Below are 22,123 nucleotides of genomic sequence, written 5' to 3' on the forward strand. Positions count from 1 at the left end.
TAATCTTAATTTTTACGAGTAACAGATGTCAAAGGTTATGCCATTAAGTTTTTTTATTTTTTTTGACAGAAAAGCTTAAAATGCGGTGACATGATGTCAGTTTTCGATATTTAAATCATTGTATTTTGCTAAAACAGTTCTAACATTGGCATATGTCTTTTTTAAGGCCTTAGCAACTGCATCAGATTTTTTAAATTCTGCTTTTTTAATTCCTTCTTCTAACAAAGGATTTAATTTACCTTTATGATCCGTATGCATTAAATACCAATAAATTTTCTTTAATCGTAGTTTTCTATTATCATAATAGAAATGGTAAGTATTGAGTAAAAATTGTTTAATTTCTAGATTTTGAATACCACATTCTTCTTTTACTTCTCTAAGTGCAGTATCTTGTATATCTTCATCACCATCTATTCTACCTTTTGGTAAATCCCACTTTTTTGCTCGATAAATAAATAATAGTTCGTTTTCATCGTTAGACACCAATCCTCCTCCAGCTTTAATCATGTTATACTTTTTACAGAAAGCTAACCAATCTCCTTCGAGTGTATTTGAAAACAAGTATACTCCCTTTAATTTACCAGTTTTTACCTGATTTATAACCCGTGAGATTACTATATTTTTGATTTTTAACAACGGAAGATCTTCCTCATTTTTTAACGAAGAAGTAAATATTATAGGTCGATCATTCACAAAAACTTTATACATTTGCGCTATGATTTTAAACAAAGATACTGCAAAAAAAACTGCTGAACTTCTTTTGCAGATTAAAGCCATCAAATTAAGCCCAAACGAGCCTTTTACTTGGGCTTCTGGTTGGAAATCTCCGATTTATTGTGATAATAGAGTTACATTATCATATCCACCAGTACGAAATTTTCTTAAAGAAAAAATAGCAAAGCTCGTTGAAGAGAAATATGGAAAACCTGATGTAATTGCTGGAGTAGCTACTGGTGCTATTGCAATTGGTGTACTTGTTGCACAAGAATTAGGGTTACCTTTCGTTTATGTTAGACCAGAACCAAAAAAACATGGACGTAAAAACCAAATCGAAGGTTTTTTAGAAAGCGGACAAAATGTAGTCGTTGTTGAAGATTTAATTAGTACTGGTAAAAGTAGTTTAAATGCTATTAAAGCTTTAAAAGAAGCCAATGCTAATGTAAAAGGAATGGTCGCTATATTTTCTTATGGTTTTGCTGTTGCTGAAGAAACATTTGGAGAACACAATTTAGATTTTTCTACTTTAAGCAACTACGAAAATTTATTAGAACAAGCTTTAGATAGCAATTATATCACTCAGAAAGAATTGCAAACTTTAGAAAGTTGGAGATTAAATCCTAGCGAGTGGAAACAATAATACTTAAAAATTGATCATTTAAATCTACCATAAATAATGAATATTGAAGGAAATAGCGTTAGCGTAAATAAATCACAAAAAGACTTATTCGATTTTTTAATTCAGTTAGAAAACTTTAAAGTTTTAATGCCTGAAAATACAGAAAAGTTCGAAGTAGATGGTGAATCTTTCATTTTTGGATTAAAAGGAATGCCAGAAATTAGATTAGTAATGAAAGAGAAAACTGAATTTTCAAACGTTACTTTAGGAGCTGCAAGCAGTAAATTACCTTTTACTTTAGCTGCAGACATTCAAGAAGTATCAGACAGTGAAAGTAATGTTCAGTTAAAGTTTGAAAGTAGCTTTAATCCAATGATGGCTATGATGGTTAAAAAACCATTAACAAACTTTATCAATACTCTTACAGAAAACTTAGCAAAACTTTAATTATATGAAAACAACTTCTTTTAATTGAAACGATTTTAAAGTTTCATCAGGAAGTTCAATAATAAGTTTTCCATTAGAAGTTTCGACTTCTAATATTTTACCCATAAAAACAACATCTTTATCATCTTTAAACATGCTAGGGATGTTTTTTTTATGCAATACATTATGATATTCTTCATTCAAAACATCATAATCTTTATTGATTAGTAAACTTATTTTCTCTTTTAGTTTAGAAATAATTTCAGCTAACACATCTTCTATTACTATTTCTTTCCCAGTAATATTTTTTATTGAAGAAGCTTTTGGTAAGTAAGTAGGAAAGTCTGTTTGATTAATGTTCACTCCTACTCCAATTATTGTAGCATCTATTTTGTTCCCTTTTAGGATATTTTCGACTAGTATACCACAGATTTTCTTTTTCTCTGACAGAATGTCGTTAGGCCATTTAATTTCTAAGTTTGTCAGCTTAAAACTAGACAAAGCTTCATGTATCGCTATCGCTATAGCAAAGTTAAGATATACTTGTTTAGAAATGGGCACATCACTCAACCTTACATAAACACTACACAAAAGGTTCTTTTTAGCTTCAGAAACCCAAGTTGTATTCATTTGTCCTCTCCCTAAAGTTTGCTCATCTGCGACGACAACAGTATAGTCAGAAAGTTCAGATTCTACTGACAATTCTTTCAAAAAAGAGTTGGTTGATGCAGTGGCATCAAGTTTGATTATATTCATAAATGCTAATTATAACGAACTCGTTTCAATAATACATAAATTAGTCACAAAAAAATAATAACTTTGCTAAAAACTAAAAATAATTAATGACAAAAACTCAAGCAAGTACAGACGATTTAATTGCAACAATTATTAAAGGAATCGATGATGTTAAGGGAGAAGATATCCAATTATTAGATTTAAGAGATATCGAAAATACTGTATGTGATTATTTTGTAATTTGCACAGGTAACTCAAACACTCAGGTTAATGCTATTTCAGGTTCAGTACATAAAGTAGTTAGTAAAGAACTTAAAGACAAACCTTTTAATGTTGAAGGTCAAGATAATTCTGAATGGGTTTTAATGGATTATGTGAATGTAGTTGTTCATATTTTCCAGAAACATGTTAGAGATTATTACGACATTGAAAGTCTTTGGGGAGATGCTAAAATTACAGAAATTAACCCAGCATAATCCTATAATTATTCACCCACACTTATGAGCGAAAAGAAAAAAAACACCTCAAATTTTAATCTAGGCTCGAACTGGATTTATATACTTCTTATTTTATTTTTAGTAGGAATGACTCTATTTGGAAGATCTAGTGGACTTACAGATGGAAAAGATCTTACTTCTATAAAATTTAATGAGATTTTAAATGATAACGATATTGAAAGCGTTCTTATCTTAAACAACTCTAGAGCTGAAATTTATATCAAACAAGATGTAATAGATGCAAAAGAGAAATATTCTAAAATCGTGAAGAATCCTTTTTACAGAAAAGGAAGTCCGCTTTATGAATATAACTTTGGAGATTTACAAAACTTTGAAAATAAGTTAGAAGAAGCTAAGAAGAAAAACAACCTATCTTTAGACTACGCTTACAAAGAAAGAACTAGTATTTTCGATACAATCTTAGGTTTCTTACCTTTTATCTTATTAATCGCTATCTGGTTATTCTTTATGAGAAGAATGTCTGGTGGTGGTAGCGGAGCCGGTGGAGGCGGTCAGATTTTTAATATTGGAAAATCTAGAGCTAAACTTTTTGATGAGAATACTAAAGTAAAAACAACATTTAAAAATGTTGCTGGTTTAGAAGGAGCTAAAGAAGAAGTACAAGAAATTGTAGATTTCTTAAAGAACCCTGATAAATACACAAAACTTGGTGGAAAGATTCCTAAAGGAGCTTTATTAGTAGGACCTCCAGGAACAGGTAAAACTTTATTAGCTAAAGCTGTTGCAGGTGAAGCTGGTGTACCTTTCTTCTCACTTTCTGGTTCAGATTTCGTTGAAATGTTTGTTGGAGTTGGTGCATCTCGTGTACGTGACTTATTCAAACAAGCAAAACAAAAATCTCCATCGATTATCTTTATTGATGAGATTGACGCTATTGGTCGTGCTCGTGGTAAAAACAGTATGACAGGTAGTAATGATGAGCGTGAAAACACATTAAACCAGTTATTAACTGAAATGGATGGTTTTGGAACTGATACTAATGTAATCGTATTAGCGGCAACAAACCGTGCAGAAATTCTTGATAAAGCATTAATGCGTGCTGGTCGTTTTGACCGTCAAATCTACGTTGACTTACCAGATTTACATGAGCGTAAAGAAATATTTGATGTACATATTAAGCCGTTAAAATTAGCTGAAGATGTAAAATTAGATTTCTTAGCACAACAAACTCCTGGATTCTCTGGAGCTGATATCGCAAACTTATGTAATGAAGCTGCTTTAATCGCTGCAAGAAATAATAAGACTGCAATTCATCACCAAGATTTTATGGATGCTGTAGATAGAATTGTTGGTGGTTTAGAAAAGAAAAACAAAGTAATCACTCCAAAAGAAAAGAAAGTTATTGCGTATCATGAAGCTGGTCATGCAACGGTAAGTTGGATGTTACAATATGCTGCTCCATTAGTAAAAGTAACTATTGTTCCAAGAGGTCAGTCTTTAGGTGCGGCTTGGTACTTACCAGAGGAGCGTAAAATTGTTCAAACTGAACAAATGCTTGATGAAATGTGTGCTACTATGGGTGGTAGAGCTGCAGAGAAATTAATCTTTGACAAAATATCAACTGGTGCTTTAAGTGATTTAGAAAAAGTAACAAAACAAGCTCGTGCCATGGTAACCGTTTATGGTTTAAATGACGAAGTTGGAAATGTTACTTACTATGATTCTTCTGGAAACGATTCTTTTGTTAAACCATACAGTGAAGAAACTGCAAAGACAATTGATAAAGAAATTTCTAAAATCATAGAAGGTCAATATCAAAGAGCTATCGAAATTTTAGATCAGCATAAAGACAAGCTTGATATTTTAGCTCAAAAACTTTTAGAGAAAGAAGTGATCTTTAAAGATGACTTAGTAGAAATTTTCGGCAAAAGACCTTTTGAAAAAGACGAGAAATTATCTGACGAATTAAGCAACTCGACTGAAGAATAATATAAACTCGATAACTTTTAAATGAATTTTTTAAGAAAGTTATTTAATATTAGTACAGAGTCGTCTAACGAGAAATTGATTAAAAAACAACCAGTCAATTTGTCGTTAGACGATTCTTTTGTACACCATTTTATTAATAATGGTGGTAAATTTTTGTACAGTACAAAAATTGATGAGGTTATTTATAACCTAAAACATATTATAGCAGAAAATAAATGGGAAGAAATTTCTTGTAATGATATCGATCTGCTAAAACTTACAAAAGATATTCCTGTAACTATACATGAAAAACTAAACAATACCAATCCTATTTTCACAAGTTGTGAGCATTTGATTGCTAACTCTGGAGAGATTTTATTTTCATCAAACCAGTTAGGAAGTCAGAAATTATCACAATTATCAGATGATTTTATAGTATATGCTACTACAAGTCAACTTGTAAAAAATATAGGAGAAGGCTTAACAGGAATTAAAATGAATTTCAAAGGAAATATTCCAACAAATATTAGTTCTATAAAAAATTACTCTATTTCAAATTCTGAAGATGATATTTTAGAATTTAATAGAAATTCAAAGAATTTATATTTACTATTATTTGAAGATTTATAATTATGAGTAATTTTTTAGTAAGAATTATCTCTGCTATTGTATATGCAGCACTTTTCATCTTTAGTATTTTTTACTCTGAAGATAGTTATATTGGTTTAATAGCTCTTTTCGGGAGCATTTGCTTGTGGGAGTTTTCAAAAATTCTAAACAACAGAGAGATATTACTTTTCATTCCTATTTTATTAAGTGGAATGTATTTAAAATACACAGATCAAATTTCTAAAGACCTTAACTTAGTTCTTTTAATTACTTCTATAGGTTATTTATCATATTTAATTATTGATTTATACACTAAAAAAACTAGTATTAGAAGTTTAATTAATAAGTTTTTCTTAACGTTAAACTACATTATACTACCTTTTATATTTTTAGCTTTTTTACCATTCTTACATGGAAGTTACGAGCCTTACTTGGTCGTTTTTGTAATTCTAATTATCTGGGCTAATGATAGCTTTGCTTATTTAGTTGGTAAAAATTTCGGTAAGAGAAAATTATTTGAAAGAATTTCTCCGAAAAAAACCATAGAAGGATTTATTGGTGGATTTATATTTTCAATAATCACTGGTATTGTGATTGCAAAATACAGTACTATATTAAATGTTGTAAACTGGATGGTAATAGCATTTATAGTTTCGGTATTTGGAACCTATGGTGATTTAGTCGAAAGTAAATTCAAACGTATCGCTAATGTTAAAGATAGCGGTACCATTATGCCTGGTCATGGTGGACTTTTAGATCGTCTGGATAGCTTGTTTTTCCTTGCACCCTTCGTATATTTGTATATACATTATTGTATATAAAATGACTTCTGATTTAGATACGCTTTTTTCTGACGCCTTTGAACGTGCGAATAATACTACAAAAAAATTCGCTCCAGATGTTCAGTTACGTTTATATGCATATTATAAACAGGCCACTAAAGGAGATAATTTTTCATACAATAACGAAGATAATTTGAAAAATGCATTTAAATTTAATGCATGGATTCAGTTGAAAGGAATGGATGAAAATGAAGCTAAAGAGAATTACATTAAATTGGTTAATTCAATTTTAAAATAGATTATCATTATTGAAAATAAACGAATAGAAAAGTAATTAGTATTAATTTAACCAACAATCTAAAATAAGATCCAAGATGAACAAATTTCTAACTATTGTAAGTATTGTAGCATTATCTTTACAATTTACTTCATGCAAATCTGAAGCTAAAAAAGAAGAAAAAAAGGAAGTTGAAACTACTACAGAAGCTCCTGTTGAAAAGACTGCTCCTTTTGCTATAAAAAATGCAACAAACAGCATTAACTTTACTGCATACAAGACTACTGATAAAGTACCAGTAAACGGAATCTTTAAAAAAATCGAAATCACAAAAGGTGGTGAAGGAAATTCTGTTAAAGAAGCAATGAATGGTGCTGAATTTAAAATTCCTGTAAGTGGTTTAGAAACTAAAGACAACGGAAGAAACTTAAAAATCAGAAAGTTTTTCTTCGCTGTAATGGCTAACACAGTAGATTTAACAGGAAAAATCACTATTGATAACGATAGTTTAGGTACTGCAGAATTTACAATGAATAGTGTTACTGAAAAACTTCCTTTCAAATATACAATTAAAGATAAAGTATTCTCTATGAGTACAACTATGGATATTGATAAGTGGAATGCACAAAGCGCTATCGCTTCTTTAAATAAAGTTTGTGAAGATTTACACAAAGGAGCTGATGGAGTTTCTAAAACATGGAGTGAAGTTGCAATTAATGTAACTACAACTTTCTAATTTAGAAAATAGAAAACATATTAAAAAAGCCTCAGTGAATACTGAGGCTTTTTTATTTAACTTAATATTTTATTGACTAATTCTTTCTTCTTTTCTTCATTATCTCCAAATAACCATTGTAACACGTTACACTGCCACATTTGATCTCTATGTTCTTCTGAAATAATTTCTCTATCGATAGCCAAATCCAAAATCTTTCCTGGATAAGATGATTGTTTATCACTCTCCATTTCTCCTAACGGATAAGGATCATCTAAACCAATTAATACTTGATCTACACCTTGATTCTTAATTAATAAATCTAAAGAACCCGTATCGTGAACTAAAGTATCAAAGAAAATATTCTTATGTCCTACTGCTTTTCGTGGATGTGCTTTACCTTCAAATAAATCGGGTCTCCCATCAAAACCTTGAATTCTTCTTCCTAAATTCATTTGAGCTAATTGTCCTCCATGAGCAAAACATACTCGCATATTAGGATACTTTTCGTAGTAACCGTTCAATGATAAGAAATGATAAGCATCTGCACACTGAGCTAACATCCAAATTAAATGAAAACGCCAACTTGTATTTTCTAGTTTAATGAATTTTTCTCCATCATAGGGGTGAATTTCTACAGCTAAATTATACTTATCTGCTAATTCAAAAATTGGTTCATTTTCTTCATCAAAAATACAACGCCAAGTTCCAATAGTATCCATATAATGTGTTGGTAAACACAATAGGTTCATTCCTAACTGTTCTACACATCGTTCAATTTCCCAACAAGCTCCTCTTACAAAACCTGGATGTACAACAAAACCACAAGTAAATTTACTTGGATGATCTTGTTGAATACGTGCGTTAAAATCGTTTTGGAAACGTAAAGCTTGTTTCATTTCTTCTAATCGTAAACCATTTCCGTATAACTGAGAAAGATTTAAAACTACAGCATGATCAATCTTAAAATGTTCCATCCAAGCTAATTTCTCATTTAAAAAGAAACTTGAATCGGTTACTGGCCTTTTCCAGTTTTTTTGCAGCATGAATTTTTTGTCTTTATCCACCCAAAAAATCCCTTTGTCTTTCATAAATTGTGGAATTTCTTCTGGATAAGGAAGCAAATGTGAATGTCCGTTGATTCTTAGTTTTCGTTTAGCTTGCATTGATTCGTTTTAAAGTTTTCGTTTTTCTTAGTACTATTACTTTATTTTATTTGGAGCTTCCATTACTGTACCACAATTTGAACAAGTACATTTATCTTTATCTGAATAATATTTATCAAAAATAATTGGCATATCTGTTTCAATATTATCTAATGCAAATTCTTCTCGATATAATGGTGTTCCACAATTTTCACAATACCACTCCAAAGCATCTAACATTCCTTCAGCTCTTGGATATTCAATAACTAAACCAACTGTATTTTCTTTACGTTGAGGTGAATGAGGCACTTTTGCTGGTAATAAGTAAATATCACCTTCATTAATTTCTACATCAATCATCTCCCCTTTTCCATCTATAATTTTCAACACCATATCTCCTTCCACTTGATAGAAAAATTCAGGTGTTTCGTTATAGTGATAATCTTTTCTATTATTTGGTCCGCCAACGACCATTACGATATATTCTCCATTATCCCAAACCTGTTTGTTTCCTACAGGCGGCTTTAATAAGTGACGATGTTCATCGATCCACTTTTTAAAATTTAAGGGTTGTACTAAATTCATATTGTTTTGTATTGAGTTATAAAATTAAATAAAAACTACTCAGAAAATGCACTTAAAAGTTAATTAAAATTGTGAATTAAGTTATCAAACAAACTAAAAATTACATTTTATTCGTATTCTAAATAAGAAATGCTACTTTTAAACACATATAAACGGGACAATTTCAACTAGGTATTAAATACTTAGTTCTGTATAAAAAACCTCTTCATGAAGAAAAAAATAATAATTGCATTATCCATCCTTTTACTTATATCTATCGCTGGTTTTATCTGGATAAAAAACAGTAACAATTTTAAACGAGAAGGAAAATTTGAAATAAGCATTAATGAAAAACCAATCAAAATTATTCGTGATGAAAATGGTATTGCTTATGTAATTGCAGAAAATAAAGCTGATCTTTTTAGAGGACAAGCTTTTGTTACAGCTCAAGATCGACTATTTCAAATGGAGTTTTACAGAGCTTTAATCAAAGGAAAAGCTGCCGAATTAGTTGGATCGTCTATGTTACAATCTGATATTAAAATAAGAGTTCTTGATATTTATGGAAACGCAAAAAGAAGTTATGCGTATTTAAGTGAAGAAACTAAGGCGATTTTACAATGGTATTGTGAAGGTTATAACGAATATTTAAAAGTTGCCAAAGATGAATATCCATTGGAATTAAGTTTATTAAAAATGAAACCAACAGAAATGCTACCTGAAGATATTATGTCTATTGTACATTTTGTCGGTTTATTTCAGGGACAGAATATGGAAGACGAAATTATTAGTCACAATTTAGCTGCTCGTTTCAAAAATGCTTCTGAATTATTACCGTTGTCTATTAATGTTGATAGAACAAAACCGCTACAATTCGACTCTATTGTTAAACATCGAAGTACAACAAAAGAACTTGCATATACTAAACTTCCAAATCCTTTAATTCCATATCCAAAATTAGGTTCGAACAACTGGATTCTTTCAGGAAAAAGAACACAATCTGGTAAACCTATTTTAGCTAACGATCCGCACGTAGATTCTAGAATTTTACCAGGACTATTTCATCCTATAGGTTTGGTTTGTCCAGAATTTAAAGCTGTAGGTATTTCTACACCTGGAATTCCTGGATTATTATCTGGTCGTAATGAGTTTGTTTCTTTTGGTGTAACTAATGCTTATGGTGATAGTCAAGATTTATTTATTGAAAATATAGATGGGGATTTTTATGTAGAAAACGATAAAAAAATTCCTTTAGAAATCAGAAAGGAAATCATAAAAATAAAAGATAGCAGTACTATTGAATTCACTGTAAGATCAACAAAAAGAGGTCCGATTATCTCAGATTTTCCAGTTTTTAATGTACTAACAAAAGATACTATTAGTTTACGTTGGACTTTAGCCGAAACTCAAAGTAAAGGCATTGGACAAATTGGTTTACTTGAAACAAAAGATATTACTTCTTTTAGAAAGGTTTTAGGAAACATGGACAATATGTTTTACAATTATGTTTTTGCAGATATAAATGGGAATATAGCGCATCAGGCAACCGGATTAATTCCTGTAAGAAGAAATGCTAGTGGAGATTTCCCACAGCCAATTGACTCTTTAGATAACTGGAATGGTTTTATACCTAAGAATGAATTACCTCATCTTATAAATCCTGAAAAAGGCTGGTTAGGAACTGCAAATCACGATACGCGTCCAGATGATTATCAATATTACTATTCAAATCACTTCTCTCCTGCTTACAGGTATGAAAGAATACATGAGCTTTTTGCTTCAGATAAAAAATATAGTGCTGATGAATCTTGGAAACTATTGTTTGATGTAAAAAATATGCAAGCACAAAAGCTTAATCCTTTATTCGTAAAAGCATTACAAGAAAATGAAAATACTAAAGCACTTGCTGAAATTTTAAAATCTTGGGATTTATCTGAAGAGATTGATAAAGTTGGAGCTGCTGTTTATACATTGTTATACAATGAACTGGTTTATCTTATTTTAAATGATGAATTACCTGACGAAGTAGAAGATATGTATTGGGAAAACTTATACTATTGGAATCAAAGAGTAGATGAAATGATACTTACCAATCATCGTTTTATTGACAATGTAAATACTCCTGAAAAAGAAAATTTAGCTCAATTAATTGTAGAAGCTGGAATTACAACTCAAAAAATATTAACTGAACGATTCGGTAAAGATGCTAAAAACTGGACTTGGGGTAAATTACATACTGTGAAATTTGCGAGTCCGATTAAACAAAATGGTTTTGGTAGCGAATTCGTTGGAGGTGAATTATTACCGAAAGCAGGATCAAATCAAACTTTAAATAGAGGCGGATTTGTAAAAAACAAAGAACATCTTTTTGAAACTTCTTGGTTTAGTTCTTTCCGAATGATTGCTGACATGAGCGATAATGAAAAAATCATGGGAATTATTGCCGGAGGAAGTTCTGCAAGAGTCTTTCATCCTTACTATAAATCTCAGCTTGAAAAATGGAATACCAAAGAATGGATTCCGTATTGGTTTTCAAAAGAAAAGATAGAAGAACATGCTAAATATGAGCTTATTTTAGAATAATAACACATCTAATAAGATTTGACAGCCATAATTATCTAACATGTAAGTGTTACTTTTTTATTAAAATTACTACTAATACTATATTCGTATTTTAGTTTGCTTGATGAAAAAGAACATATCTGTAGAAGAAGCTATTAAAGTTGGTAAAAGAAAAAAAGCTCTTTTTTTTACATTTTACTTTACAGGCTTCATATTAATTATTATGGCTACTTCTATTTTTAAATCGACTAGTTTTTTTATAATTAGTCTGATAGTACAATTATTAGTGTCAATTTTAATATTATGTAGATTAGCTTTTAAATGGAAACTGTGGGCTTTTAGTCATGTAAGAAATGTTCACGAACTATATTACAGGGCAATACAGGAACGAATAATTCATCCATATCATTCTTCTTTAACCGATAGATTAGAATTTAAATCGGATGAAGAAAAAAGAGAATGGCAAAAAGTTTTAGTAAAGTTTGAAGAAGAGGATGTATTTACTGAGAATAAAAAAATCGGAAGTAATGTTGTCTTTTACTATTCCAAAATTAAAGGTTTCTATAAGACAATATGCTATTTAGCTTTTACTGGACTTTTGCTCTTATTACCTTTATACGAGAATAAAACTAACTTTTTTATAATTCTTTTCATTTTAGGAGGAATATATTTTACTATTTTAAAAGCATATGTGTTATTTAACCGTAAACCTCAACTTACTATTACCAGATATGGAATTCAACACAAAGATAAAAATGTAATGGAGTGGAAAGACATCGAAAATGAACAACTATTTTGTACTCCCAATAAATCAGAATTATGTTTTCATTACAAAGAAGAACCTGTGATTATTAACTTTAGAGATTATGCTACTTCGAAAGCTGTATTGAAAGAAACATTAGAAACGTTTAGGATAAGAAATAATAGAATTCATAATGAAGAATAATTATGAATCACTTTTATAAAAACAAAAAGAGCTTCAAAAATGAAGCTCTTTTTTTATAATGATTTTGTTCGTCCGCCGTCTACAGGAACATTAATTCCATTGATATAACTAGCACGACCACTAGCTAAAAAAACGATTGCATTGGCAACCTCTTCAGGCTCTGCAAAACGCTTAGCTGGCGCTGCATTTTTCATGGTTTCTATAACTTCATCTACAGATTTACCAGTTTTCTTAGCTTTATTGTTTATAATTTCATTTAATCGTTCTGTTCCTGTAGCTCCAGGTAATACATTGTTTACTGTGATTCCAAACTGACCTAATTCATTAGCCATTGTTTTCGACCAATTTGCCACAGCTCCACGAATGGTATTAGAAACCCCCAAGCCATCTAAAGGTTGTTTTACAGAAGTAGAGATCACATTAATCACTCTTCCATAACCTTGTTCTTTCATAAAAGGCACTACAGCTTGAACCAACACATGATTACACTTTAAATGCATTGTAAATGCACGTTCAAATTCATCGATTTGAGCATTAAAAACTGGTCCGCCTGCTGGTCCGCCAGTATTATTGATTAGGATATGAAAATTTAAAGACGAAGCTTCTATTTTCTCTTTTAACTCCTGTGGATTCGAAAAATCAGCTACGATATAATTATGCTTCAACTCTTGGTTTGGTAGTTCTACTAAAACTTTTTTTAGTTTCTCTTCGTTACGTGCAACTAAAGTTACACTAACTCCTTCTTCTGCTAAAGCAAACGCAGATGCTTTTCCAATTCCTTGAGTACTACCACAAACTAAGGCGTTTTTATTTTGAATTCTTAAATCCATTTTAGTTGTTTAATATTTTATACATATGTTTTTAGGTTCGGTAAAGAAACGTAATGCTTCAAAACCTCCTTCTCTCCCAACTCCACTGGCTTTTACACCTCCAAATGGAGTTCTTAAATCACGAAGTAACCAAGTATTTACCCAAACAATTCCTGCTTGCAATTCTTGAGTCATTCGCATCGTTCTATTTAAATTGTTCGTCCATAATGTAGCAGATAAACCGTAACTTACATTATTTGCGTAACTTAATACTTCTTCCTCTGTTTTAAAAGACATAATTGTTACTACTGGACCAAATATTTCTTCTTGATTTAATTTACATGAGTTATCCTGAATTTCAATTACAGTTGGTTGTAAATAATATCCATTCTCACTGCCTTTTACAGTTACTGTTTCTCCTCCAAATAAAATCTTTCCGCCTTCTTCTTCGGCAATATCTATATACGATTTCACTTTTTCTAAATGTGGCTTAGAAACTAAAGCGCCAAGGTTTGTATCAACATCAAACGGATTACCAATTTTAAGTTTTGAAACTTTATCGATAAAATCCTTTTTAAACTTTTCATAGATACTTTCTTCTACAAAAATTCTACTCCCACATAAACAAATTTGACCTTGATTGGCAAAAGATGACTTTACTGTTGTTGCTAACATTTCATCATAATCAGCATCTGCAAAAATAATATTTGGATTTTTTCCACCTAATTCTAACGAAAGCTTCTTAAACATTGGTGCCGCTGTTCTTGCGATATGAGCTCCTGTTGTAGTTCCACCTGTAAAAGAAATTGCTTTAATATTCTGATGTTCAACAATAGCTTGACCTGTAGTTTGACCTAAACCATGTACAATATTTAAAACACCTTTAGGCAAACCTGCTTCGTTACAAATTTCACCTAACAAATAAGCAGTCATTGGTGTAACTTCACTTGGTTTGGCAACCACGCAATTTCCAGCAGCAATAGCAGGAGCAATTTTCCAAGTAAATAAGTACAAAGGTAAATTCCATGGAGAAATACAACCGACAACTCCAATCGGATGACGTAACGTAAAATTCATTGCATTTAAACCAACACTTTCATGAGCTTCAGAAGGAAACTGTGTGATAGCGTTAGCAAAAAAACGAAAATTAGAAGATGCTCTTGGAATATCAATAGCTTTTGCTAAACTTAATGGCTTCCCATTATCTTTAGCTTCTGCTTCTGCTAAAAAATCGAGCTTATCTGTTATTAAACCTGCAACTTTAAGTAATATACGACTTCGTTCTTCTAAAGTAGTTTTAGACCAAATAGGAAAAGCTTCTTTAGCTGCTTTATAAGCTAATTCAACATCTTCTTTAGAAGAATTTGGTATTTGTCCGTATACTTCTCCAACAGAAGGATTAAAATTATCAATATAATTTCCATCAACTGGATTTATAAATTCTCCGTTTATGTAGTTTTTTATATTCATTTCATAATGCATAATAAACCGTAAATAAAACAATCTCTTTCTCTAATAATTCCTTTTTCTTTTGATTTATAAACTTATTGTATTCTTCCCCCTCTGATGTATCCGAACTTCCAATTTCTTTAAGTTCTTCTCTTAATTCTTTACGAAAATTTTCTACTTCGCTTTCAAAAAATATATTTCCATTTTTAGCAACCATTATTTCTTCTCCATTTTCATAATAACTTAAGCTACCTAGATCTGAGGATTCTTTAATATAATTTTTCTCACTAATTAATGAATATTCCCTTTTTGTAAGAAGCACTAATTTTTGGTCAGGTATAAACTCATGAATTTCTGTTACTTTAATAGCTTTAATATTTTCTACTATGACTTCTAAATCACTATTTAAAAGTGAAAAATCAAAGTAGTCTAAACTCTTTATCTTCGCATAAACCTTAAGTTTTTTAAAACTATTTTTTCTTTTCAAAAAAGATAATAAATTGTCTTTTTTAGGGTGATCTTCATAATATGTGTAGTAATATACATAACCCGTCACCTTTACTTCTCCAAGATCAAACTCTGCTAAAATTCGATACGCTTTTCCAGAATCAGCAAATGATACAATCCACAACATAAGTGTTGCTAAAACTATTATTTTTTTCATATTATTTGTTTTTCTAACCATTGCATTGGAATTTCTTAATTACAAAATTCTAAATGAATGACTCTTCGATTAAATGCTGATACTGATCTTTGCGATGCATGTAACAATAATGGTTTCATTACCATCACTCCTCCTCTATCAACATTACATAATACTTCTTTTTCTAAGTTATTTTTATTGAAAGTTTCATCAACTCTAATAATTCCTTTGTTATGACTTTTTGGAATTACATGCAAGGCTCCGTTAGTTTCATTTGTATCATCTAAATGAATTCGAAATGTAACTGTATTTTCTAAAACTTCTCTTGGCGGAATAACACCTAATTGTCCGTTTTTATTCGTCCAATTAGAATATCCATGTATTTCTTTTTTATTCTTTACACTTATGCTTAAATCTTGATGATAACTTACAAACCAATTCGACATTTTAGGTTTATTAAAAAAGATCGCTTTTGATAAAAAACACCTTTCATCACAAATACTTTTGTATAAGTTTTTAAAATTATCATTATTGAAAATTAACTCTTTCAGTTTAGGAACTTTCAATACCAACTGGCGAATAGCAAAATTGTGATCAGATTGATCAATTAAATCACACATTTCTTTTAGTTCCTCATTTGAAAAAATAGGTTTAGAAATAGAAAAACCTTCTTTTTCTAATGTTGTTTTATGTGAATCTATTTCGATCAATTATTGTTTTTTGTAAGCAGTTACTTTAATTTCTACTACTAAATCTGGATGTGGTAATTGATGAACAGCAACTGTAGTTCTTGTTGGTCCGGTTTGCTTATCGAAAAACTCTCCATAAGCTTTATTGTAACCTGCAAAATCGTTCATATTTACTAAAAAAGTTGTGACATCTACAACATCTTTTAAGCTTGCTCCAACCGTTTGTAAGTTTCTATCAATATTTTTTAAAACTTCTCTAGTTTGAACTTCAATATCTAATTTTTTGGTATTCATTTCATCAATAAGTTCAATTCCAGCTATTGTATTATCTGGTCTTCTAGAACTTGTTCCTGAAACAAATATAAAATCTCCTACTACTTTTACATGTGGATATGCACCTCTTGGTGTTACTTTTTTTTCCATTTTTTATTTCTTCATTATAAGGTTCTGAAATACTGAAAATAGATTCAGCACTGATTAATTCAGAATGACATTTAATTAATTTCTTTCGCTAGAGTTAATAGCTTTAAGGTTGTTTTTAAATTTCTTGTGGTTGCTGTTACATTCAGTTTCTTTTCAAACAAATTGTTCGTCAATTTTGTTTTTCCATAGCCTCCAACTGCATTTACATATACAACATCATCAATTACTTCATAAGTATCAGCTTTCGCATCAATAGCAAAACTTTTAATTTCAGGAACTGCCGATAAGAACGTAAAATATTGCTGTTTTTCTTCTACTGCTGAATACGGATTATTAGCTATTGCTTTTTCCCATTGGGCAACTGTTCTAGCTAATACCGGAACATCGTAACCAAATGTTTCTGCTATTCCTTCTTTGATTACCTTTTCGACTTCTAAAGCTTCCTTCGAAGATTTTAAAACAATATTTCCGCTTTGGATATACGTTTTTACTTCAGAAAACTCTAAACCTTCAAGCATAACTCGTAATTCTTGCATGGGAAGTTTATTTTTTCCTGAAACGTTTATTCCTCTGAGTATAACAATGTATGTTTTCATTTATTCTTTGTCAGGTCGAGCGCAGTCGAGACCTATTATTTCAAATTGTATTTTGAATGAGTCGCATTTCTACATTCTGATAAGATTTTTAACATATCAAAATCTCCATTAGCTAAAGCTAACTTTTTCCTTGAACTCCACTTCTTTATTTTCTTTTCAAAAAATATTGCCTGTTCAACATGATTAAAAACTTGGTTAAAAATTAATTCAATTGATCTTCTTTTAAAGGTAAAACAGTTTTTATTAATTCCGTTTTCATGTTCTTCAAATCTTCTTTGCATATTATTCGTTAAACCTACGTATAATAAGCTGTCTGAACATTTTAATATATAAACATAATATTTTTTCATAATAACCTCTCGACTCCGCTCGAGGTGACATTTAGTTTACTTTAATTATATATCTGAAATTACTATTTCAATCCAGCAATTTTATCTTCAGTAAGAATCTCTTTTGTTTCGTGATTTACTTTATTCAATACAATCTCTAATTCTTGTGCAGACATATTTTCTGAAGTTGAAACCTCAGCATCAGCAATTAAATTTAGTAACGCTTTATCTTGTGCTCGTCCTTTTTTCATTGCTTCGTTGTAACCAATATCTTCATTAAAAGTTACCATAGAATATTTTGAATAATACGACAGTGGGAACTTTTCTTCTAAATCCATCTCTAACTTACGTTTTTGTTTGAATAATGGATTCGCAACATGATCTCTCATTTCGTAGTAATTGTCTACAGCCAAATCTGCAATTGCATCAGTATCTTTTTTACGTTCTTGTTGATACGTTTTAAATATTTGCTCCCAATCACCTTCAAATCGTTCTAAAACACCATCAAAAACAGCCACATCTTCAAAAGAAGCATTCATTCCTTGTCCATAAAACGGCACAATTGCATGAGCAGCGTCACCGATCAATAATGTTTTATTTTTATACATCCAAGGTGAACATTTTACTGTTCCTAAAGATCCTGTTGGATTGTTAAAAAATTCATCTTTTATATTCGGAATTAACGCTAATGCATCTGGAAATTGAGTTTCAAAGAAATGTGTAACTTCTTCTTCTGTAGTTAAGTTTTCGAAATTAAACTTTCCTTCTTCATAACTTAAAAACAAGGTTACTGTAAAACTTCCATCTAAATTTGGCAACGCAATTAACATATACTCGCCTCTTGGCCAAATATGTAAATGATCTTTACTAATCTGATGATTCCCTAATTTATCTGCTGGAATTTCTAACTCTTTATATCCATGCGTTAGATAATCTTGACTATAACTGAATAGAAATTTACGTTCTAAATAATAACTCTTTCGAAGTATTGATCCTGCTCCATCTGCTCCAAAAATAATATCTGGATTTACAGAAAATTCTTCATCAGTTTCATAACTTTTGAAATGAGCTACAGTATTTTCAATATCTATTCCTGTACACTTAGCATTGAAATGTATGTTTACATTTTCATGTTTTTCTGCTTCATCAAGTAGTAAAGCATTTAAATCTTGACGCGAAACTGAGTTTATATATTCTCCTGTTCTACCTGAATAGTTAGATGCAAAAGTATTCCCTTCAATATCATGAATTAAACGACCATACATTGGAATACATAATGCTTTCGCTTGCTCTTCAACACTGGCTAATCGTAGTGATTTTAATCCTCTGTCGGATAAAGCTAAGTTTATTGATCGTCCTGCAGAAATATCTACTTTTCGTAAATCAGGTCTGCTTTCGTATAATTCTATTTTATATCCTCGTTGCGCTAAACGTAATGCTAATAAACTTCCGCATAAACCAGCTCCAACAATTAATATTTTGTCTTGTTTGCTCATTTTATAATCTGTCAGGTCGAGCGCAGTCGAGACCTATTTTATTTCTAATTAAATTCAAAACCTCTCGACTCCGCTCGAGGTGACATTTTTATAGTTATAGTAAAGTTTTTAAAATCTCAACCATTCTAAATACATCTTCAAAACTGTTATACATTGGCACTGGTGCACAACGAATAACATCTGGTTCTCTCCAATCGGTGATGATATGATGATCTGTTAATTTTTGATGTAAACTTTTAACTGCATGCTGTACTTGAATTGATAATTGACAACCTCTTTCTTTTGGATTAGAAGGTGTGATGATTTTAATTCTGTCTGTATCAATTTGATTAATTAAATACTCGAAATACCCAGTAAGCTTTTCTGACTTTTCTCGTAACGCATTCATTCCAACAGTATCGAATAAATCTAAAGACGAACGAATTGCTGCCATAGATAAAATTGGTGGATTTGATAATTGCCAACCTTCAGCACCTGCCATTACATCAAAAGGTTGACGCATATTAAAACGTGTATCTTTATTATGATTCCACCAACCTGCGAATCTTGGTAAATCTCTATTATGCGCATGTTTTTCATGCACAAATAATCCAGATAAACTTCCTGGTCCAGAATTTAAATATTTATAAGTACACCACGCTGCAAAATCTACTCCGCTGTCATGTAAATTAGGTTGAACATTTCCTGCACCGTGAGCCAAATCAATTCCAACAATACAATTCTTAGCGTGACCAATTTCTGCAATACGTTTAATATCTAAATATTGACCAGTATAATAATTTACACCTCCGATTAAAAGTAAAGCAATTTCATCTTCTTGTTCTTCAACAATAGTTTCTAAATCTTCAATTCTCAATAGTTCTTCACCAGCTCTTGGTTTCCATTCTACCAATCCATCTTCAACATCGAAACCATGAAACTTTAATTGTGATTGTACTGCATATCTATCCGAAGGAAAAGCATCACTTTCAATGACAATTTTATACTTCTGCTTTGTTGGTTTATAAAACGAAACCATTAGCAAGTGTAAGTTTGTAGTTAACGTATTCATAACTACAACTTCTAATGGTTTGGCTCCAACAATTTTCGCCATTTTTTCTGTAAGAAATTCGTGATATGGCAACCAAGGCGTTTCTCCTTCGAAATGTCCTTCTACTCCATATTTTGCCCAATCATCTAATTCTTGTTGAATGTATTGTTGTGTTTGTTTTGGTTGTAATCCTAGTGAGTTTCCTGTAAAATATAACCAATCGTTTCCTTTATCATCTTTAGGGATGTGAAATTGATTTCGTAAATAAGCTAATGGATCATCTTTGTCTAGTTGTTTAGCATAATCCAAAGAGTTTTCGTAGTTCATCAAAAGAATGATTTTTATCAAAGATAGTAAAACCAAAGGAGTTTTATAAAAGCTAAAAGAGAGATGAATCTTGCTTTATTTTGTTCATTAACGATAACTGTAATATTCAAAATTTCAGAAAAAACATCTTGAAAAATCCCATAACGTAAAAACCGACTTTTATACCTCTCTTTTATGTTCTTAAGGATAAAAACATAGTATTTATAACTCTTTTCTATAGTTTTAGATTATCAAAAAACTAACAAATACTTAAAATTATGAAATTCCTTAGGTTTACTTTTCTCTTACTATTAGGTGTAGTTTTTATTACATCTTGTAAAACAGAAAAAAAAGAAATAAAGAAAGTTGAAAAAGAAGTTGAAGCTTATGCCAAAAGTGAAATCAATGAATTGTGGTGTAAAGCAGAATCTTCTTGGTTTACTATTGATTCTAATACTGGAAAACGTAAAACTCCTCCTCCTGCTGAAGATAAATCGAGTGTTTTTGGTAATAATAAAACCGTTTCAAATTGTGATTTTCATCAATGGTCTTGGCAGAAATTTTTGTGGTTAACTAATGATATTGATGGTAAACCATTATTTATAAAAGAACTAACTCAAGTTACAAACCAAAATGTACCTGTTACGCAGCCTAGTGGTCAGTATAAAATCATTTTAACTTCTCATGACAATGTTCAAGCAACAGGAGACATTTTAAAATCGAATAAAACTTTTAGTAAAGACAATAAAAGTTATGATGTTTACTATTCTATTCATGTGAATGATACTTTATATAACAACATTGAAAAATATGCTAAAATGGAAGCAACTAAATATACTGATACTACTTTTCCTGTAGGTTCTTTAGAATTAAAAGTTGCATGGGTAGATGCGAAAGCAATAAGCGATACAAGTTCGTATTTTGTAACAGATGCCGTGATTGATGGAGAAGATACTCAAATAGCTTTATTAGGAATGCACGTAGTTGGAGTTGTATACAATCATCCTGAATTTATCTGGGCTACTTTTGAACACGACGATTTAGTTCCTTATTACGATTGGAAAGCAACAACAGATGCTGATGTTCCTGTAACTTCTTCGACAAATAAATTGTTCTTCGATAAAAATGCAACTGGTACAATTGATAATCTTGCGAGTCATTATAACGATCCTTCAAAAGATAATCCAAATGTATTTGCAGTAAACAAATATGGAGTTCCTCGTCAAGCTCAAAATTCTTTTTTAGCTACAAGTCAAGATGGAAAAACAAACTATGACAATATTGATAAAATTAATAAAAGTGTAAAGTCTCAATTAAAAGATATCTGGGTAAATTATTTTTACAACGGTTCTATTTGGATTGATACTGAAGGTTATAAATATCCTACAGAGCAAGCTAAACTATTAAATACTTTAGGGGGTGACTTAAGTAATTCTGCTCCAGGTAAATTAACTCGTGGATCGGTTGCTGCTTATAATATTACTATGGAAACTTATGAGCAATTAGGATTTAACCCACCAAAATCTATACATGAACAATCGGTTACTACAATGGGAAATTGTTTTTCTTGTCACAGTAGTAATGGTACAAGTGGTTCACCTTTAAATGTAAGTCATATATTTAATGGTGCTGTAAGTCGTGAAAAGGGACACACTAGAAAAGAGACAAAACAAAAACACTTAAATGAAGTGCTTAACATTGTAAAAAAGATGAAATAATTTTTACGAAAGTTAAAATAAAGAACTAACCAAACTTTTTATTTTACTATTACTAAAACCTTGTTGATGAATATGTCAGCAAGGTTTTTCATTTAAAAAACTCTTATTACAT

The 22,123-nt window shown here is 30.6% G+C and carries 24 protein-coding genes; 11 read left to right on the forward strand and 13 right to left on the reverse strand.

Annotated elements, in window-relative coordinates; translation table 11 throughout:
• Nucleotides 1-96: 96 nt before the first annotated feature.
• On the reverse strand, nt 97-708 hold the full coding sequence (locus tag Q1A15_RS14240; RefSeq protein WP_299625227.1) for an NUDIX domain-containing protein: 612 nt from the start codon (nt 706-708) through the stop codon (nt 97-99).
• A 7-nt stretch (nt 709-715) separates the two neighbouring features.
• Here Q1A15_RS14240 and pyrE point away from each other — a divergent pair, with 7 nt between their 5' ends.
• Complete coding sequence (gene pyrE, locus Q1A15_RS14245) at nt 716-1,357, forward strand: orotate phosphoribosyltransferase (RefSeq protein ID WP_299625229.1); 642 nt, start codon at nt 716-718, stop codon at nt 1,355-1,357.
• A 36-nt stretch (nt 1,358-1,393) separates the two neighbouring features.
• Nucleotides 1,394-1,783 carry an SRPBCC family protein gene (locus tag Q1A15_RS14250; RefSeq protein ID WP_299625231.1) on the forward strand — a complete coding sequence of 130 codons (390 nt, stop codon included), beginning with the start codon at nt 1,394-1,396 and terminating at the stop codon, nt 1,781-1,783.
• On the opposite strand, the gene Q1A15_RS14255 is transcribed toward Q1A15_RS14250, so the two are convergent.
• A complete protein-coding gene (locus tag Q1A15_RS14255) occupies nt 1,784-2,518 on the reverse strand; it encodes a biotin--[acetyl-CoA-carboxylase] ligase (protein WP_299625234.1) in 735 nt (244 codons plus the stop codon).
• 86 nt (nt 2,519-2,604) lie between these two features.
• On the opposite strand from Q1A15_RS14255, the gene rsfS reads away from it, so the two are divergent.
• From rsfS to Q1A15_RS14285, 6 genes are all read left to right on the forward strand, one after another.
• On the forward strand, nt 2,605-2,973 hold the full coding sequence (rsfS, locus tag Q1A15_RS14260) for a ribosome silencing factor (RefSeq protein ID WP_299625237.1): 369 nt from the start codon (nt 2,605-2,607) through the stop codon (nt 2,971-2,973).
• A 24-nt stretch (nt 2,974-2,997) separates the two neighbouring features.
• Nucleotides 2,998-4,944, forward strand: coding sequence for an ATP-dependent zinc metalloprotease FtsH (ftsH, locus tag Q1A15_RS14265; protein WP_299625240.1), 1,947 nt, complete (start codon nt 2,998-3,000; stop codon nt 4,942-4,944).
• Between the two features lie 21 nt (nt 4,945-4,965).
• A complete protein-coding gene (locus Q1A15_RS14270; RefSeq protein WP_299625243.1) occupies nt 4,966-5,553 on the forward strand; it encodes an LUD domain-containing protein in 588 nt (195 codons plus the stop codon).
• A 2-nt stretch (nt 5,554-5,555) separates the two neighbouring features.
• Complete coding sequence (locus tag Q1A15_RS14275; RefSeq protein WP_299625245.1) at nt 5,556-6,353, forward strand: phosphatidate cytidylyltransferase; 798 nt, start codon at nt 5,556-5,558, stop codon at nt 6,351-6,353.
• Nucleotide 6,354: 1 nt separating this feature from the next.
• Nucleotides 6,355-6,612, forward strand: a complete 258-nt coding sequence (locus tag Q1A15_RS14280; RefSeq protein WP_299625246.1) for an acyl-CoA-binding protein — start codon at nt 6,355-6,357, stop codon at nt 6,610-6,612.
• Nucleotides 6,613-6,688: 76 nt separating this feature from the next.
• Nucleotides 6,689-7,327, forward strand: a complete 639-nt coding sequence (locus tag Q1A15_RS14285) for a YceI family protein (protein WP_299625248.1) — start codon at nt 6,689-6,691, stop codon at nt 7,325-7,327.
• Nucleotides 7,328-7,383: 56 nt separating this feature from the next.
• Here the strand turns inward: Q1A15_RS14285 and Q1A15_RS14290 are convergent, their stop codons facing one another.
• Complete coding sequence (locus Q1A15_RS14290) at nt 7,384-8,472, reverse strand: amidohydrolase family protein (RefSeq protein WP_299625251.1); 1,089 nt, start codon at nt 8,470-8,472, stop codon at nt 7,384-7,386.
• A 36-nt stretch (nt 8,473-8,508) separates the two neighbouring features.
• Nucleotides 8,509-9,036 (reverse strand): 3-hydroxyanthranilate 3,4-dioxygenase, encoded by a 528-nt coding sequence (locus tag Q1A15_RS14295; protein WP_299625254.1) that lies wholly within the window; start codon nt 9,034-9,036, stop codon nt 8,509-8,511.
• A 207-nt stretch (nt 9,037-9,243) separates the two neighbouring features.
• Here Q1A15_RS14295 and Q1A15_RS14300 point away from each other — a divergent pair, with 207 nt between their 5' ends.
• A complete protein-coding gene (locus tag Q1A15_RS14300; RefSeq protein ID WP_299625257.1) occupies nt 9,244-11,598 on the forward strand; it encodes a penicillin acylase family protein in 2,355 nt (784 codons plus the stop codon).
• A 103-nt stretch (nt 11,599-11,701) separates the two neighbouring features.
• Nucleotides 11,702-12,523: a hypothetical protein gene (locus Q1A15_RS14305; RefSeq protein ID WP_299625260.1), complete on the forward strand. Its 822-nt coding sequence runs from the start codon at nt 11,702-11,704 to the stop codon at nt 12,521-12,523.
• A 53-nt stretch (nt 12,524-12,576) separates the two neighbouring features.
• Here the strand turns inward: Q1A15_RS14305 and Q1A15_RS14310 are convergent, their stop codons facing one another.
• The 9 genes from Q1A15_RS14310 to kynU form a co-directional block, all read right to left on the reverse strand.
• Nucleotides 12,577-13,353 carry an SDR family oxidoreductase gene (locus tag Q1A15_RS14310; protein WP_299625263.1) on the reverse strand — a complete coding sequence of 259 codons (777 nt, stop codon included), beginning with the start codon at nt 13,351-13,353 and terminating at the stop codon, nt 12,577-12,579.
• A gap of 9 nt (nt 13,354-13,362) precedes the next feature.
• Nucleotides 13,363-14,802: an aldehyde dehydrogenase gene (locus Q1A15_RS14315; protein WP_299625266.1), complete on the reverse strand. Its 1,440-nt coding sequence runs from the start codon at nt 14,800-14,802 to the stop codon at nt 13,363-13,365.
• Between the two features lies 1 nt (nt 14,803).
• Nucleotides 14,804-15,445, reverse strand: coding sequence for a hypothetical protein (locus Q1A15_RS14320; RefSeq protein ID WP_299625269.1), 642 nt, complete (start codon nt 15,443-15,445; stop codon nt 14,804-14,806).
• Nucleotides 15,446-15,480: 35 nt separating this feature from the next.
• Nucleotides 15,481-16,134, reverse strand: a complete 654-nt coding sequence (locus Q1A15_RS14325) for a phytanoyl-CoA dioxygenase family protein (RefSeq protein WP_299625272.1) — start codon at nt 16,132-16,134, stop codon at nt 15,481-15,483.
• Entirely contained in the window at nt 16,135-16,536 is a 402-nt protein-coding gene (locus tag Q1A15_RS14330) for a RidA family protein (RefSeq protein WP_299625275.1), read from the reverse strand.
• A 71-nt stretch (nt 16,537-16,607) separates the two neighbouring features.
• Nucleotides 16,608-17,132, reverse strand: coding sequence for a DUF1697 domain-containing protein (locus tag Q1A15_RS14335; RefSeq protein ID WP_299625278.1), 525 nt, complete (start codon nt 17,130-17,132; stop codon nt 16,608-16,610).
• A 35-nt stretch (nt 17,133-17,167) separates the two neighbouring features.
• Nucleotides 17,168-17,482, reverse strand: coding sequence for a GIY-YIG nuclease family protein (locus Q1A15_RS14340; protein ID WP_299625281.1), 315 nt, complete (start codon nt 17,480-17,482; stop codon nt 17,168-17,170).
• A gap of 62 nt (nt 17,483-17,544) precedes the next feature.
• Entirely contained in the window at nt 17,545-18,957 is a 1,413-nt protein-coding gene (locus Q1A15_RS14345) for an NAD(P)/FAD-dependent oxidoreductase (RefSeq protein ID WP_299625284.1), read from the reverse strand.
• 94 nt (nt 18,958-19,051) lie between these two features.
• The gene (gene kynU / locus Q1A15_RS14350; protein ID WP_299625287.1) at nt 19,052-20,314 is read right to left on the reverse strand and encodes a kynureninase; all 1,263 of its coding nucleotides are present in this window, start codon (nt 20,312-20,314) and stop codon (nt 19,052-19,054) included.
• A 257-nt stretch (nt 20,315-20,571) separates the two neighbouring features.
• Between kynU and Q1A15_RS14355 the strand changes: the two genes are divergently transcribed.
• Nucleotides 20,572-22,011 carry a hypothetical protein gene (locus tag Q1A15_RS14355; RefSeq protein ID WP_299625290.1) on the forward strand — a complete coding sequence of 480 codons (1,440 nt, stop codon included), beginning with the start codon at nt 20,572-20,574 and terminating at the stop codon, nt 22,009-22,011.
• The last annotated feature ends 112 nt before the right edge of the window (nt 22,012-22,123 follow it).

The sequence above is a fragment of the uncultured Tenacibaculum sp. genome, assembly GCF_947495995.1.
Lineage (GTDB): Bacteria > Bacteroidota > Bacteroidia > Flavobacteriales > Flavobacteriaceae > Polaribacter.

Excerpts from the sequence above, each read along its gene's own strand:
- Q1A15_RS14240 (WP_299625227.1), bottom strand. The coding sequence starts at position 708 with ATGTATAAAGTTTTTGTGAATGATCGACCTATAATATTTACTTCTTCG.
- pyrE (WP_299625229.1), top strand. The coding sequence starts at position 716 with ATGATTTTAAACAAAGATACTGCAAAAAAAACTGCTGAACTTCTTTTG.
- Q1A15_RS14250 (WP_299625231.1), top strand. The coding sequence starts at position 1,394 with ATGAATATTGAAGGAAATAGCGTTAGCGTAAATAAATCACAAAAAGAC.
- Q1A15_RS14255 (WP_299625234.1), bottom strand. The coding sequence starts at position 2,518 with ATGAATATAATCAAACTTGATGCCACTGCATCAACCAACTCTTTTTTG.
- rsfS (WP_299625237.1), top strand. The coding sequence starts at position 2,605 with ATGACAAAAACTCAAGCAAGTACAGACGATTTAATTGCAACAATTATT.
- ftsH (WP_299625240.1), top strand. The coding sequence starts at position 2,998 with ATGAGCGAAAAGAAAAAAAACACCTCAAATTTTAATCTAGGCTCGAAC.
- Q1A15_RS14270 (WP_299625243.1), top strand. The coding sequence starts at position 4,966 with ATGAATTTTTTAAGAAAGTTATTTAATATTAGTACAGAGTCGTCTAAC.
- Q1A15_RS14275 (WP_299625245.1), top strand. The coding sequence starts at position 5,556 with ATGAGTAATTTTTTAGTAAGAATTATCTCTGCTATTGTATATGCAGCA.
- Q1A15_RS14280 (WP_299625246.1), top strand. The coding sequence starts at position 6,355 with ATGACTTCTGATTTAGATACGCTTTTTTCTGACGCCTTTGAACGTGCG.
- Q1A15_RS14285 (WP_299625248.1), top strand. The coding sequence starts at position 6,689 with ATGAACAAATTTCTAACTATTGTAAGTATTGTAGCATTATCTTTACAA.
- Q1A15_RS14290 (WP_299625251.1), bottom strand. The coding sequence starts at position 8,472 with ATGCAAGCTAAACGAAAACTAAGAATCAACGGACATTCACATTTGCTT.
- Q1A15_RS14295 (WP_299625254.1), bottom strand. The coding sequence starts at position 9,036 with ATGAATTTAGTACAACCCTTAAATTTTAAAAAGTGGATCGATGAACAT.
- Q1A15_RS14300 (WP_299625257.1), top strand. The coding sequence starts at position 9,244 with ATGAAGAAAAAAATAATAATTGCATTATCCATCCTTTTACTTATATCT.
- Q1A15_RS14305 (WP_299625260.1), top strand. The coding sequence starts at position 11,702 with ATGAAAAAGAACATATCTGTAGAAGAAGCTATTAAAGTTGGTAAAAGA.
- Q1A15_RS14310 (WP_299625263.1), bottom strand. The coding sequence starts at position 13,353 with ATGGATTTAAGAATTCAAAATAAAAACGCCTTAGTTTGTGGTAGTACT.
- Q1A15_RS14315 (WP_299625266.1), bottom strand. The coding sequence starts at position 14,802 with ATGAATATAAAAAACTACATAAACGGAGAATTTATAAATCCAGTTGAT.
- Q1A15_RS14320 (WP_299625269.1), bottom strand. The coding sequence starts at position 15,445 with ATGAAAAAAATAATAGTTTTAGCAACACTTATGTTGTGGATTGTATCA.
- Q1A15_RS14330 (WP_299625275.1), bottom strand. The coding sequence starts at position 16,536 with ATGGAAAAAAAAGTAACACCAAGAGGTGCATATCCACATGTAAAAGTA.
- Q1A15_RS14335 (WP_299625278.1), bottom strand. The coding sequence starts at position 17,132 with ATGAAAACATACATTGTTATACTCAGAGGAATAAACGTTTCAGGAAAA.
- Q1A15_RS14340 (WP_299625281.1), bottom strand. The coding sequence starts at position 17,482 with ATGAAAAAATATTATGTTTATATATTAAAATGTTCAGACAGCTTATTA.
- Q1A15_RS14345 (WP_299625284.1), bottom strand. The coding sequence starts at position 18,957 with ATGAGCAAACAAGACAAAATATTAATTGTTGGAGCTGGTTTATGCGGA.
- kynU (WP_299625287.1), bottom strand. The coding sequence starts at position 20,314 with ATGAACTACGAAAACTCTTTGGATTATGCTAAACAACTAGACAAAGAT.
- Q1A15_RS14355 (WP_299625290.1), top strand. The coding sequence starts at position 20,572 with ATGAAATTCCTTAGGTTTACTTTTCTCTTACTATTAGGTGTAGTTTTT.